Raw genomic sequence first — 14,326 nt, forward strand, 5'->3', positions numbered from 1 at the left:
ACACGCTGCGTGCGGCGGGCGGCCTGGGGGTTCATGCACCCAAAAGCACTTTTGCCTAACAATAATTGATGTATATGGGGGTCGCCGCGCGCGCCCCGACACCCATACAATCCAGGATCTGTACCCATGCGCTGGCAGCCGGCTGAACACCGCTATGAGAAAATGCTCTACAACAGATGTGGGCGATCCGGCCTGAAACTGCCGGCGATCTCGCTCGGCCTGTGGCACAATTTCGGCAACGACACGCCGCACAACACCAAGCAGGCGATCGCGCGCAAGGCCTTCGATCTCGGCATCACCCATTTCGATCTCGCCAACAATTACGGCCCGCCGCCCGGCTCGGCCGAGATCGCCTTCGGCGAGATATTGCGCACCGACTTCGCCGGCTATCGCGACGAGCTGATCATCTCGACCAAGGCCGGCTATGAGATGTGGGCAGGGCCTTATGGCGAATGGGGCAGCCGCAAATATGTGCTGGCGAGCCTCGACCAGAGCCTGAAGCGGATGGGGCTCGACTATGTCGACATCTTCTATTCGCACCGCTTCGATCCGGATACGCCGCTTGAGGAAACGATGGGCGCTCTCGACCATGCGGTGCGTTCCGGCAAGGCGCTCTATGCCGGCATCTCGTCCTACAATTCGCAGCGCACGCGCGAGGCCGCCGACATATTGAAGCAGCTCGGTACGCCCTGCATCATCCATCAGCCGAGCTATTCGATGCTCAACCGCTGGGTCGAAGAGGACGGACTGCTCGATACGCTGGAAGGGCTCGGTGTCGGATCGATCGTGTTCTCGCCGCTGGCGCAAGGCATGCTGACCGACAAATATCTCGGCGGCATCCCCGAGGGTAGCCGCGCCAGCCAAGGCAAGTCGCTGCGGCCCGCCTTCATCAACGAAAAGACCATCGCCAACATCCAGGCGCTGAACGCGATCGCCGGCAAGCGTGGCCAGACGCTGGCGCAGATGGCGCTGGCCTGGGTGCTGCGCAAGGGCCGGGTCACCTCGGCGCTGATCGGCGCCAGCCGGCCCGAACAGGTCGAGGACTGCGTCGGCGCGCTCAAGGTGCTCGAGTTCAGCGATGCCGAGCTCGCCGAAATCGACACTTACGCACGCGAGTCCGACATCAATCTGTGGGCGGCGTCGGCCGAGCGCAAAGGCCCGCCGCGGAAGTAAGCGGAACAGCCGGCACCGGACATGAATCAAAACGGCGGGAAAGATCCCGCCGTTTTGCGTTTATCAAGCTTCGGGCCCGTTCAGGGCTTCTTGGCCGTGCCGAGACCGGCCTTGGGCGCCGCCGCGGCTGCCGGAGCCGGGGTCTTCATCTTGGCTTCGATCCAACCCGTATAGTTGGCCAATCGCGTGTAGATGCCATAGGCATTCTTGTGGCCGCAAGCGGCGGTGCCGTCGGACGGACCTTCGCCCCAGGAGACGACGCCGACCTGGACCGGACCGTTGGCGCCGGTCATGAACAGCGGACCGCCGCTGTCGCCGTTGCAGGCGTCGCGTTCGCCGCTGTCGGTGCCGGCGCAGATCATGTTCTTGGTCAGCGGATCCGACATATCGGCGGCGATCGCATTGGCGGCGGCATCGATGCCCTTTTCCGAATAACGCATCCGATGCGAGAGATCGCCAAGTGCCGCCTTCAGGTCATGCGCATAGATCGACTTGATGCCGCTGTTGCAGGCAGCGCTCGGCTCGAGATCGAGATCGGCCACCATCAGCGCGGTCGGGAAGGTGCCGTCCTGCATCTTGCCCCAGCCGATGACCGTGGTCTTGCCGCTGTCTGGCGTCGGCTCATTGGTGATCTTGATGACCGGCGCATCGGCGGGCTCCGCCAGCCGGAGCAGGCCGAGATCATTGTCCAGCGTCTGTTCGCTGTAGCCCTCGTTGACGATGACCTCGACCACCTTGTAGCGCTTGCCTTCGGTAAGATCGGTGGCGCCGGTCAGCACGGTCACCGTGTCGGGCGAAATCGGCCGGCCCTTGTCGTTGAGGCAGTGCGCCGCCGTCAGCACCCATTGCGGAGCAATCAGGCTGCCGCCGCAGAATTGCGCGTTCGGCTGCGAGGCCGGGCTGGGGTCCAGCCGGGCGCTGGTCAGCAGCGCCACCTGGAACGGATAGGCCCCTTTGTCGGCTTCCTTGCCGCCATAGACGCGGTCGGCCCCGTCGGGATTCTCGGCCTTGGCCTTGTCCCGGGATTCGGCAACGCGCTGCATCGGCGAGACCGCCGCTTCCGGCCTGGCGGCGTCGTCGGCTGCATAGAGCGCGTTGACGGCGGGGAAAGCGGCCGCGATGCCCAGCAGCGATGCAGCGGCAAGCGGCCTGAACCGATGGATAATGTTCACCTTGAAACCCTCCTGAGATGAAAATTGCCGAGCCATGCCGCCATGACGCATAACCAACAGAAGCGGTAGCGGTACCTCGATCGCCTTCTGCCAGAACGAACGACATCCGCGCGGTTATAAAACCGAAATACCACTTTTGCTAATCGTGCCCCATCGGGCAGAGCCCACCCAAACCCTATAGCCCCCCACGGGCTACGTGGAAGCGATTTGTCATTGCCAATGTTGGATTATTTTAGGCAGTATATCGACGCGGGTGCGTTTGGCGGAGGGCTTTAACGAGGCCGCCCGGACCGATGATCCGATACGGGCGGGTAACCAAACTAATTTTTTAACTCCACCACGATCTCGACAATATTTCTGTATTTTGCTCCACTCCTTGCTGACTTTTGGGAGAGTCTCACCATGACGAAACTGACAAGCACTATCATTGCGTCCGCACTGCTATCCACCGCACTGTGGACGATGCCTGCCTTCGCCGCCGATCCCGGCTCAGCGAATGCCGGCAATGGCGAAAGCATGCGCGATCTCGGAACGGGCGACTACCAGCCCGGCCGGGCAAAGCCGATCGCTCCGCCGAAACTGACCGAAGATGAAGCCAGCCGGGCAGCGCCGCTGACCGACGAGGGCACGGCGGTCAAATCCTATGGCATCGTCGGACGTTCCGCCGATGGCAAGGACATCAAGATCGATGCAGGCGAGACGCTGAAGGACCTTGTCATCAAGGAATTGAACGCGCCCGCCAACACACCGAACGCCGACAAGACCGGACTGACGGGCGGCGACGAAGCCGGCCGCCAGGTGTTCGGGGCCGACGACCGCGAGCAGATCAAGAACACCAAGACCTACCCGTTCACCGCGATCGGCTATATCGAAGGCAAAGCCAAGAGCGGTTACGGCAGCTGTTCGGGGACTTTGATCGGTCCGCGCACGGTGCTCACCGCCGCGCATTGTCTCTACAGCAATGAAGACAAGGCTTGGCTCGACGACGTCATCTTCGTGCCGTCGCTCAACGGCAACACCGCCGACGATGCACCGTTTGGCGCTTTCAGCTATGAGAGCGTCTACATCCTGCAGGGCTTCATCGACAATTATCAGGGTTACTACGGCTCGGTTATTCCGTGGGACCTCGGCATCATCACGCTGAAGCAGGATGTCGGCACCAATCTCGGCTGGCTGGGTTATGCCAACTATGAGAACCTCGGCGATTTCACCGCCAACATCGTTGGCTACCCCGGCGACAAGCCGATGGGTACGATGTGGAAGGCGACCTGCGAAGTGAAAGCCGAAAACATCGGCGCGGAGTATTTCCAGTACGACTGCGACACCTATCCGGGGTCGAGCGGCAGCTCGGTCTACGCCTATGACAATGGCGCCAAGCAGCGCGTCGTCACCGGCGTGAACGTGGCCGAAAGCCCCAACGCCAACACAGCGGTGCGCCTGAACGCTGCCAACGTGGCGTGGATCAACAGCCTGTACAAATAAGGCCCGATCTTTCGCCGGCAAACAGCGGCGAGAAACAGCATTAGCAAACCGGCGGCGGGACGTTCCTGCCGCCGGTTTTTTTGTATCGGAACACCTCTCTTGCACTGTGTTACAGCGGTGCTTACGCTAGGCGATCCAAGGGGTTGGGTAAGATGGCGCGGGCAAGAATGATCTTCGGAGTCAAAGCGATGGCGGCTGCATCCATGCTGGCCGCACTGACATGCTTTTCCGCTATGGCCGATCAAGGCGGTGCCACACCCGATGGCGCCTGGGCCGAGCGGGTGCAAATCCTCTATAAAAGCGAAACACGTTCGGTGCTGCGCAAGAATGTACGGGTCTGGGATTCCCACCCGGAATTGGGTCTTGATTTCACCTGGGAGCCGGCAGCCGGCGTGTCGCCGGACCGCACCGTCGCAGCCGACGGCACCGTCAACGGCAAGGGCAGGCTGGTCTGGCGCGTACGCGGCTCGGCGAGCTATGACCCCAAGACGATCTATTCCAGCTATTTCGGCGAGATCAGGAATGGCCGCCCCGAAGGACAAGGCCGGCTGGAGCTGCGTTCAGGCGAGATTCTCGACGGCCGTTGGGTCGCCGGCCAGCTCTACGGCCATGCGATCCATGTCGATGCCGACGGCAATCGCTATGAAGGGCAATTCAGGGCCGGTGTGCCGAATGGCGAGGGCAGGCTGGAGACGAAGACAGGCGAGATATTCGTCGGCTCTTTTGCCGATGGGCTGAAGGACGGCAAGGGCCGCACCCGGCTGTCCGGCGGCACCGTCTACTGGTCGCAATGGGCGATGGGCAAGGAGATCGGCGGTGCGCGCCCCGACGTGCTGGCCGATGCCAGAGTGGGCGGGTTGCTCAAGGCGCAGACCGGCGGCGGTTCCGCCGACAAGGTCGAGATCGGCATTGCCGTCGACCAGCGCATGACGCAGCAGGCCGACATGCAGTACCAGCATCTGGTGCGCGACGAAGACATCGCGATCTATCCGGTGTCGGACCAGTACAACGATGCCTGGAACGGCACCGGAGAGATTCGTACCGGCAATGTCTATGAAGGCATGGACTGGGAGACGGCGCCGGCCTTCGCCGAAGTCGACCTCAAGACCACCGACCAGTCGAGGGTCAAGATCGACAGCCTGGAAATGAAGGTGGCCGCGAGCGAGGCCTACCGCAAGCCGATGCTGTCGATCAGCGAGCACTATGGCTGCGTCGGCTTCCGCCCCGACTTCTCGATCGTCAACAATGGCTGGGGCGACGTGAAAGACATGAAGATGTCGATCCAGTTCACCAGGACCGACGAGGAGGACAACGCGACCGGCGAGCCGAGCCGCATGTTCACGAAGGACATCGGCACTTTCGGCGATGGCGTCGACGTCTCGATCAAGGACGTGCTGACTGAAGCCGGCGTCGACACAACCACGCTCGAGACCGAGCGCTTCACCTGCCCGTCAAGGGACAGCCTGGATGTCTGCCGCGCCCAGGTGGCCAACAAGGTCAAGTTCGGCGACGTTGCCGATTACATCAGCGGCAGCGTCGAGAAAATGAGCGTGACCGGGATTGGCAAGCTCGATTATTCCTGGGCGGACGATCAGGGCGCTGTCTACCAGCAGAGCGAGCCGTTTCGCGTCATCGTCTCGCTGGTCAGCATCGAGGTCCCAGAATCGCTCGCCGAATGCGGCGATGGCGGCGGCGCGTCGCCCGAAGCGCTGCGCTACCAGAACATCGAATTTCCGATCGGCAAGACCGATTACAGCATCCCCATGCCGGTGCGCGGCAACAAGAATCTCAGCGCCTACACGGCACGGCTGAAAATGTGGTCGTCAATGTCGTCGATCCATCGCTTCAGCATCGCCGCCCATTTCGCCGATGGCAGCACACGTGAGAGCAAGCCGGCCACGTTCTTCTATTTCAGGCCGAAGCAGTCGCTGTTCGAAACCAGCACCAAGCCGGCGGTCTGCTATCTGCCGGAAGATCTGCAAGGCTGTTGAGGTCCTGTCACGTCCTTTCGGGAATCGCGTCATTTCGAGCCCATCTCGAAAAAATTGGGCAGCGGGATCAGCCGGGCAAAGATCGTGTCCTGGCTGAACACCCTGAGTTCCAGCATCGACCCGGACGATCGTTCGGCTTTCTGGTCGAACAGGAAATTGCCGAGCGAATAGATCTCCGCAACATCGCCGCCGCCGAGCGGCAGGATCGCCTCGCTCGATACATGTGGATGACCGCCGACGATTGCCGTGACACCGCGCAGCCGCATCTGGTCGGCAAGCATCTCCTCGCGCGGCGACGGCTCCGTCTTGTACTCGCGGCCCCAATGGACGAAGGCAATCACCGGCCGCTCGGCATTGTCGTGCAGCAGCCGGTCGAGCAAAGCAGGCGTCAGAAGGTCGGTGTTCCTGGAGCCGTTGGTATCGATGTCGGTCAGCCCGACCAGGTCGAGATCGGCAAGCGCCAGCGTCTCGCCCTGCCCGAAATGGGCGATGCCGGCCGCATCGAGTGCGGCCAGCGTCTCGGCATAGCCTGACGGGCCGAGGTCGTAGGCGTGATTGTTGGCCAGGCTGACAGCGGCGACATGCAATTTCTTGAGCATGTCGATGGCGAGGTCTGCGGGCATGGCCAGCGTCATGTCGTCGATCGCCTCAGGGACGTTGGGCAGGATCACGCCTTCGAGATTGACGATCAGCGGCCGCGAGCGGGTCAGGGCCAGCACGCTTTCGACGATCTTCTCGGCAACACCGTCGCGGACCAGGATCTTCTTCATGGCGCGGGCGAAATTCACGTCGCCCGCGAAATAGTAGAGCTTGTCGTCGGGACGGGCAGGATTGTTGAAGCCGGGGCCGAAGGCGCCGAACAGCGCCACGACATAGCTGGTGGTGCGCTCGACATAGTCGCTTGAATGCGCCTGCGAGTTCTCGTTGGCGACGACCAGCGGCGCAGCACCGAACAGTTCGCGCTGCAGCCTGGTCTGGATATAGAGCGCACCGACCGAATCGGCGTGATCCGGCTGGCGCAGCGCCGCGATGCCGTCGAGCGACCCGGCGGCGAGCATGTTGAGCGTCTGCTGGTCGAAACGCCTGGCTTCGTGCTGCGGCAGATAGTGGGAGAAATCGGTGGATTCGACGATCAGCGTGTCCTTGTCGACGATCGCTTTCAGCGCCTGCGCCAGCCGGTCCCAGTCGGCTCGCTTGGCTTTGACCGACATCGCCACCGGCACGATTGCAGCTTCGGGGAAATAGTGATGCAGGAAAGGCAGCATCGCCTGCACGCCATGCTCCCTGGCGAACAGGCAGGAGTCTTCGACCATGTCGCGGTTCGCTTCCAGAAGGTGCACGGCTTCCGTGTCGGCCTGGACTGGACCGAGCACTGTTTCAAAACCGCGCGGCGTCGTGGCGAAGAGTTTCTGCGTCTCGTGGAAATGGTCCGGCGACAGGATGACGATGCGCTTGTAGCGGAAGCCGGACGCGGCGTGGAAACCGAGTGCGACGAGATCTGCGACGAGCAGGTGGTGGGGGACTGTGATGCCGGTGAGGCGTTGGTTGGACGGCTCGATTCTGGCGACGGCGGCGATGGCGTCGGTGAAGAGTGTGGGGTCGGAGTAGAAGGACGGGAAGTTTGTGTCGCCGGGCGGGCAGGTGATGGGGGCGGCAGACGCTTGAAGCACTGAGAGGATAAGCAAGGCGGTGGCAAAGACCAGAATGCTGGTCCGTGCCCAGGCACCCCCCGCTGTCCTGCCGGACATCTCCCCCGCAAGGGGGGAGATTGGATGTCGCCTCGACTTTCGCCAATCATCAACCTTGAAAATAGATCTCCAGCAATGAAGAGACTGATCTCCCCCCTTGCGGGGGAGATGGCCGGCAGGCCAGAGGTGGGTGCCTGGGTGCCGACCTCTCACGGCTCAGCCAGCACAATGTTCTCCACGCCGCCGACATAGTAGAACGGCTTCTGCTTGGACGCGGTCAGCCGCAGCACTTCGCGCGAAATGTAGTCGGCGAGGCCGAACAGCGTCACGCCGCCGTCGGAGGTCTTGGCCCGGCCGCGCAGGCCTTCGAGGATCGAATAGGTGAAGACGCCATGGCCGAGCTCGGGCAGTTCGGCGGCGGTGTTGTTGGCAGCGGTGGCCGAGAAGACGACGATGCGTGCGTCCTGCGCGTCTTTTTCCAGGCGCGGGTTGAAGGCGTTGGCGGCGTGGCAGGTGTCGAGCAGCATGAAGCGCATGCCCTTGGCCCGCTCAACCGATTTCTGGATGTCGCCCCAGTCGACCAGCGAGGAGCGCTTCCAGCGGTCGGGATCCTGTTTGCGGCCGTCCGTGGGGATGAAATAATAGTCTTCGTCGATGTTGATGCCGTGACCGGCGACGAAAATGATGGTGGTGTCGTTCTCGCCGGGTTTGTCGAGGAAATCGGCGAGCTGGTCGTCGATGGTGTCGGAATCCGGTTCCAGGATGGTGTCGGCGCTGGCGACCTTGAACACGTCCTTGCCGGTATCGGGCGCCTCATCCAGCGCTTCGCGGTTGACCAGAACCAGCGTCTCCATCGCCGAAAACAAGGGCGCGGATTTCTGCGAGATCACCTTGAGGAATTCGGTGGCGTCATCGACGGGATAGCGCAGATCGCAGGCGTGGCCGGCGCATGCATCGGTGAGGAAAGGATATTTGTCGACGCCGATCACGGCGACGTAGAGCTTGCCCTTGTTGGCTGGATTTTCGGTTTTCCTGGCAAGCGCTGTGACACTGCGCTCGGTCAGATAGCCGAACTCGTTGGTGCCGGTGATGCGAATGGTATTTTCGCCATTCTCGACCGGCACTTCGACGATGGTGCTCTTGCCGCCATCGATTGACCGAACGGTGACATCGCCGACATTGCGGCTGTCCGACAGGATCGAAAATCCGGCGACATCGGCGCCGGCTTCCTGCGCGCCCGAAATCTCGACGGCGACATAGCCCTCGCGGACGTTGCTCTGGTCGGCGGCAAGCTTGATGCCGAATTCCGGCGGTTTGCGCTCGAGCAGCTTTTCCAGCTCGCGGTCGACGCCGGGGCGCATTTCCTGGACCGCCTGTTCGGCGCTGCGCAGGATGATGGCCCGGCGCACCATTTCCGGGCTCCAGAGATATTTCTTCAGCTGGCCGGCGCTGATGAAACGCCCTTCGTGGTCGCGACCCTGATTGACGTGCCAGCCTATCAACTTGTCGCCGTCGGCGGAGGAATAATAGTAGCCCTGCGGCATCCAGGCGATCCATTCGGAACCGGCGAAGAACATCGACACGATCAGTTTGTGGCTCTTCAAATTCCACAACCGCACGGTCTGGTCGGCGCTGCCGGTGACCAACAGCCCTTCCTTCTCGGCGGCAACCATGGCGTTGATCTCGCCGGTGTGGCCGGTGAATTCACCCGATACATCGGCGGTCGCGGTTTTGTATTCCAACAGCGTGCCGTCGCTGCCGCCGGTGATCAGGCCAAGCCCATTGCCGATCAGCGTGTAAGCCGAATGGACGAAGCCATTGGTGGCGGCATTCTCGATGCTGTGCATCACCTTTCCGCCGCTCGCGATTTCGAGCACGGCATTCTCCAGGCCGTCCTTGCCGCCGGGGGCAGCACGGAGCGACCACTCACCCTCTGCGAGTGCCGCGCGGGCATAGGCGCCCTGTTCCGCCAACGCCACCGGGTCTTCGAAGAACCGCTCGGCCGTCGGTAGTGCCAGTACCTTGTCCAGCGTGCCCTGCAGCTCGGGACAGGACACGCGTTCAGGGCAGGGGTTGGTGTTGCCCCAAGCGATGGAGTTGCTCGCCGCATCGATCCCGATCGCCGTCACGGGTTCGCCGACCCCTTGCAGCAGCGCCTTGCGCTCGCCGGTCATGGGGTTCCAGACCTGGATGCCGTTGCGGGTGCCGCCGGCTGTCGCCACCAGCGAGCCGTCGGCATTGCCGGCGCCAGCAAAGACCGTGCCGTCATGGCCGTTATAGTCGAGCAGTTGCTCGCCGCTGTCGGTATTCCAGATCACCGAGCGATGCTTGTCGGCGCAGCGATAGCTGCATGACGCCACAAGCCGCGAACCCGTCGCGAAGCTCAGAGCGCCGATCTGGAAATCCTGCTTCGGCATGGCGCGGACGAATTTGCCCGTGCTGGCCTGCCAGAGCTGGACGTCGCCGTCCTTGCTGCCGGTGGCGAACAGCCTGCCATCCAATGACACGGCGAGTGCGGCGACGCCGACATCGCGCAGCGGTTCGGCCTCGGCGGGCAAAGCGATTTCCTCTGACTTGGCGACGTCCCAGAGCCGGATGCCATTGTCGGTGGTCGTCGCTGCCAGCCGGGTTCCCGCAGCGGCGAAGGCGAGCTTTTCTACACGCCAGGAATCGGCATCGAATTTTTCCGCCAGCGTCCAGCCCGACGCGGATTTGTCGTCCGCCCGCCAGAGGTAGACGAAACCATCGCCACCGCCGGCGGCGAGCGTGTTTCCGTCGGGTGAAAAGGCGACATCATAGATGGCATAGTCGGCGGCCTTGAGCACGGTTCTGATCTTGCCGGTGGCGAAATCGAACAGCCTGATATCGCCATAAGGGGGCTTGTCGCCGATGCCGGCGCCGAAATAACCGCCGGCGGCGATCGTCTTGCCATCCGGCGACACGGCAATCGCAAAGACCTTGCCGTCATTGCCATTGCCAAGATAGCCGCGAATGGTGCGGAGCGTCACCCCGCTCTGCCAGTCCCAGATGCGGATGGTCTTGTCATCGGACGCCGAGACCAGTCCCTCGCCGTCCGGCGTGAAGGCAAGATCGGTGACCCTGGCGCTGTGGCCGCCGGTGTTGAGATCGAGATGGAAATCGAGGTCCTCGGCACCGGCGGTTGACGTTAACGCCAGAAGACCGACCAGGATTAGCCACCGGATAGCACGAAAGGGATGGGAGCTGCCCGGCACCTTGTTGCGCCGCTATTTGGAGTCGGCGGGCGGCGGCGACCCGTGACGCACATAATTCTCGATCGCCTGGGCATAATTGGCGGAACCGGCCTTGCGTTCTTTTTCGATGTAGCCGGCAAAATAGCTCCAGAACGACACCGCATAGCCGCGGAAATAGGCATCGGCGACATCGCGCGAACAGAGCTTGCCCTCAACACAGATGGAGAGACGATTGAGGAAATAGACGATGCGATCAAAATTGTCGTTGAAATCGGCGATCGGCATGGTGCCGCCGCCGGCAGTCATCGCCTCGATGCCAATGCGTTGCCGGAAGACCTGTTCCTCGGTCGGCGACGGCGTGGCGCTGAGCAGATTGTCGTATTTGGCGTTGAGCGACGAGAGGCGCTCCTTGAGCGCGCGCTGCGCCTGCTGAAAATCCTTGCTTTCCCAAAGCTCGACCAGCGACATCGTCTGCTCGACGCGCTTCTGTTCCTGGTTTGCCAGAAACTGGAAGACCGAGAAGGCCAGGGTGAAGATGATCGCCAGGCGCACGGCGAGACCCGACCAGGCGTAGATCAGCATGCGCCAGTCGCGGTCGGTGAAGGGGTTGGCTTCCTTCTTGATCTCGTGACTGCTCGGCCACGGAAAGCCTTCGGTGGTTTCGGGCAAGGTCGCCGGCTTCTTGGCCGGCGGAGGCGCCGATGTGGTCGGCGATTTCTGCGTTGCAGTGCCCCCCGGCTTTTTCATCCGCAGCTGTCCAGTTGGATGATGGCGGTGGGATCGAGCACGATGCCGGGTGTCTCCAGCTTCTTTTTCAGGCAATCGAGCTGCGTGCGCGAAATCATGAACTGCACGTCCGGTTCGGCAGCCGCCTTGCTGGGTGACGGCAAGGGCTCGACCACGCCGCGCGAGGCGCAGCTGGAGAGATCGACGACAACGGCCGTGTTGCCGGTCTTGGCGATCTGGTCGTACTGGTCGAGAAAGCAGGTGGCGAGCTCGGAATTGGTGACGATCTGCTTGGCGCACAGGCCGCAATTCTCGTCCGCCGAGGCGCTGGCAACCAGCAACAGGCTGCCGGCAAGGCCGGCCGTCGCTGCACGCCAGGAGAGCACGGGGATAGTCACTGATGTCCTCATCTGTTGCATCCAGCCGCGGCGCATAGAGGTGTCGCGAGCCGGGAATGTTCATATATCACGCCTACAAGAGCCGGCGAAGCAATGTCAGGTCAGGCGCGGGGCACCGTCTCCATCGGGAAGATCATCACCGCGCCTTTGGGACCGCTCTTGTCGGCAAGCCGCATCACGGAGCGCGTTGCCGGTGCCATGCCGATGTCGGCCAGCATGTCGGAAAAACCAGGCGTTCCCGATGCGGCACGCGTCACGGCGCGCACGCCTTCCTGGGCAAGAAAGCTCAGATCCTCTTTCTCGCTTTGCGGCGGCGCCTCGGTCAGCACGGCAATCATTCGCTCCATGCCGAAGCTGGTGTCGGTGAAGGCGAGCAGCCCTTCCTTCAGGCCCTGATCGGCCTGCTGATTGATCGGGGCCAGCCGCTCGGCGACGATGTGGGTGATCGAATAGTCGCTGCCGATATACAGCACGTTGATGTCGACGAACTCGTCGGACTCGTTCTTGGCCGCAATGTGTACCTGATCGCCCGGCGAAACGCGCGGCACCGTTGACGATTCGATCGGCTCCAGCGCATCGCTGTCCTGGCGCTTGATCAGGAACTGGACGCTGACCTCGTCCGGCCGGTAGTCGGACGCCGCGGCGAGCCGCGACAGGCCGGTGGCGCGGAAGATCGTGGTCAGGGTCTTGGCTGTGTTTTCCGCAAGCTTGTCGCGGCCATCCTGATGGATGACGACGCGCGGCGGCTTGCTGCCGTCCTTCAAGCTGATGTCGCCGGACGCCGGCAGGAACCACAGCGCCGGTTCGTCGCTGGCGTTGGCGGCAGCGCCGTCCATGGATTTTTCGCGCAGCACCGCAAGCCGCAGATCGGCGCTCTTGCCGGGCTCGACCAGCGCGATGTGAAAGCCGGACTTCGGCTTCGCCACCAATTCGTCCAGAACCGAATTGACCAGCTCGGTTTCTTTTTCGAGCCCTGCGGTCGGCGCCGGCTTTGCCACCAGCAGCTTGTAGTCGACTGCGAGTTCGGCAACGCGCGCATAGGCGCCGGCGGGCACCGCCGTCGGCGCAAGCGCCGGCTTGCCGTCGAATTCGACCGGTGCGAGCTGGCTTTCGAGGTTTTTTGCCGATTTCACTTCGAGATAGCCGACGGCGTCGGAGAGCTTCGACAGCGCCGAAGGCAAAATGGCGAGCTTGCTGCCGGGGGTCAGACCCTGCAGCAGCCCGGCGCCGATCGCGGCATCGCCGTCCTTGACGGCAATCGGCCATTGCATGACGGCGTCGGTCTTGTCGGTGCCGAACACGCGGGCGTCCAGTTCGCCCTCGAACAGGGGCGTCGGCCTTGTGCGGCCATCGGCCGAATATTGCTGCAGCACGGCCTGGCCGAGCTGGCGATAGGTGACGTTGGGGTTCTCGGCCAATTTCGACAGGATCGTGAAGGTGAACAGGCCGAAGCGCGGCGCGTCGGGCGTGCCCTTGGGCAGCGGCATTTCCGGCGTCGTCTCGACCGTCTGCGCGGCATAGAAGGCGACCAGCTTGCCCCGGGCGATTGGCTCTGCGCCGGTCGGCGTCAGGTTGAAGGCCGGCTTGCGGCCGCCATTCTCGTCGAAACCGCGCGATGGGCTTGCCGAGATGTCGTCATAGGCCTTCACCGCGGCTGCTCTCGCCGCGTCGTCGCCGCCGACGAGGTCGGCGAACTCGACCTTGCGCTCCAGTTCGTCATCGACTTCCGCGGCGCGCGTCGCGGTGCCGGAATGGCAGCAGTCGAACACCACCCAGACAAAGGCGCCCTTGTCGCGGATGGCGTCGAGTGCGGCGCCGACTTCGTTGTCGACCAGCGCGTTCGGCACGCCCTCTTCGCGGTTGATCCATTTGTCGATATCGGACGGCAGGAAAATCTCGTCGAGGCCGTCGGTCTCGTCACCGGCCTTGGCTTGCGGCTGCTGGGCGCCGTGGCCCGACAGATGCAGATAGACGAAATCGTCGCGTTGCACCTTGCCGGCGAGGTCGGCAAGGGCGGCCTTGATCGCCGCATGCGTCGGCGGGCCGTTGGCGCCTTCGACGTCCTTGGCGAGCAGGATCACATTCTCGGCCGAGAACTTCACCGGATCGGGCGTGTTCTTCAGGAGATAGTCGCGCACCAGGCCGGCATCGTTCTTCGGCCCGATCAGCCAGTTCTTCTGCGGCAGGTTCGGATAGTCGGTGCAGGCAACCAGCAGCGCGTGATAGGTGCGCGAGGCGGCGAGGGCACGGAACGAAACCGTACCGGCAACCACAAGCGCCGACGTGCCGACGAGCAGCGTCCGTCGTGTCAGTTTGATCATAATTGCTTCCCCAAGCCCGATCGAATTTGCAAGTGCGGCACCTTTCCTCGCGAATTTTGTCAGTATTTTGAATGTGGTCGGTGCCGTCAATCGGCGGTGGTGGTCATGGTGTCGATGGCGATAACGGAAACAGTGGCAAAAAGCCTGCTTCATCGCTATCTCA

Annotated in this window: 9 protein-coding genes; 3 read left to right on the forward strand and 6 right to left on the reverse strand. The window is 62.7% G+C overall.

Features of this window, described 5'->3' with window-relative positions; all coding sequences use genetic code 11:
* Window positions 1–126: 126 nt before the first annotated feature.
* Window positions 127–1,173 (forward strand): L-glyceraldehyde 3-phosphate reductase, encoded by a 1,047-nt coding sequence (gene mgrA / locus NKJ75_RS00005; RefSeq protein WP_023669798.1) that lies wholly within the window; start codon window positions 127–129, stop codon window positions 1,171–1,173.
* 80 nt (window positions 1,174–1,253) lie between these two features.
* On the opposite strand, the gene NKJ75_RS00010 is transcribed toward mgrA, so the two are convergent.
* Window positions 1,254–2,345 (reverse strand): S1 family serine peptidase, encoded by a 1,092-nt coding sequence (locus NKJ75_RS00010; protein ID WP_023713445.1) that lies wholly within the window; start codon window positions 2,343–2,345, stop codon window positions 1,254–1,256.
* Window positions 2,346–2,747: 402 nt separating this feature from the next.
* Between NKJ75_RS00010 and NKJ75_RS00015 the strand changes: the two genes are divergently transcribed.
* Both NKJ75_RS00015 and NKJ75_RS00020 read left to right on the forward strand, forming a co-directional pair.
* On the forward strand, window positions 2,748–3,827 hold the full coding sequence (locus tag NKJ75_RS00015; RefSeq protein ID WP_023733608.1) for a trypsin-like serine peptidase: 1,080 nt from the start codon (window positions 2,748–2,750) through the stop codon (window positions 3,825–3,827).
* Window positions 3,828–4,015: 188 nt separating this feature from the next.
* Window positions 4,016–5,818, forward strand: a complete 1,803-nt coding sequence (locus NKJ75_RS00020; protein ID WP_245274205.1) for an MORN repeat-containing protein — start codon at window positions 4,016–4,018, stop codon at window positions 5,816–5,818.
* A 29-nt stretch (window positions 5,819–5,847) separates the two neighbouring features.
* On the opposite strand, the gene amrB is transcribed toward NKJ75_RS00020, so the two are convergent.
* From amrB to NKJ75_RS00045, 5 genes are all read right to left on the reverse strand, one after another.
* Window positions 5,848–7,566: an AmmeMemoRadiSam system protein B gene (gene amrB / locus NKJ75_RS00025; protein WP_352498989.1), complete on the reverse strand. Its 1,719-nt coding sequence runs from the start codon at window positions 7,564–7,566 to the stop codon at window positions 5,848–5,850.
* 149 nt (window positions 7,567–7,715) lie between these two features.
* Complete coding sequence (locus NKJ75_RS00030; RefSeq protein WP_352498990.1) at window positions 7,716–10,739, reverse strand: hypothetical protein; 3,024 nt, start codon at window positions 10,737–10,739, stop codon at window positions 7,716–7,718.
* Window positions 10,740–10,751: 12 nt separating this feature from the next.
* Window positions 10,752–11,465 (reverse strand): DUF4760 domain-containing protein, encoded by a 714-nt coding sequence (locus NKJ75_RS00035; RefSeq protein ID WP_352498991.1) that lies wholly within the window; start codon window positions 11,463–11,465, stop codon window positions 10,752–10,754.
* On the reverse strand, window positions 11,462–11,854 hold the full coding sequence (locus NKJ75_RS00040) for a hypothetical protein (protein ID WP_031196013.1): 393 nt from the start codon (window positions 11,852–11,854) through the stop codon (window positions 11,462–11,464). Before NKJ75_RS00040 ends, NKJ75_RS00035 begins: the two co-directional genes overlap by 4 nt.
* An 89-nt stretch (window positions 11,855–11,943) precedes the next feature.
* The gene (locus NKJ75_RS00045; protein ID WP_023835015.1) at window positions 11,944–14,163 is read right to left on the reverse strand and encodes a caspase family protein; all 2,220 of its coding nucleotides are present in this window, start codon (window positions 14,161–14,163) and stop codon (window positions 11,944–11,946) included.
* Window positions 14,164–14,326 lie beyond the last annotated feature (163 nt).

Source organism: Mesorhizobium sp. M0058 (assembly GCF_040323095.1).
Taxonomy (GTDB): Bacteria; Pseudomonadota; Alphaproteobacteria; order Rhizobiales; family Rhizobiaceae; genus Mesorhizobium.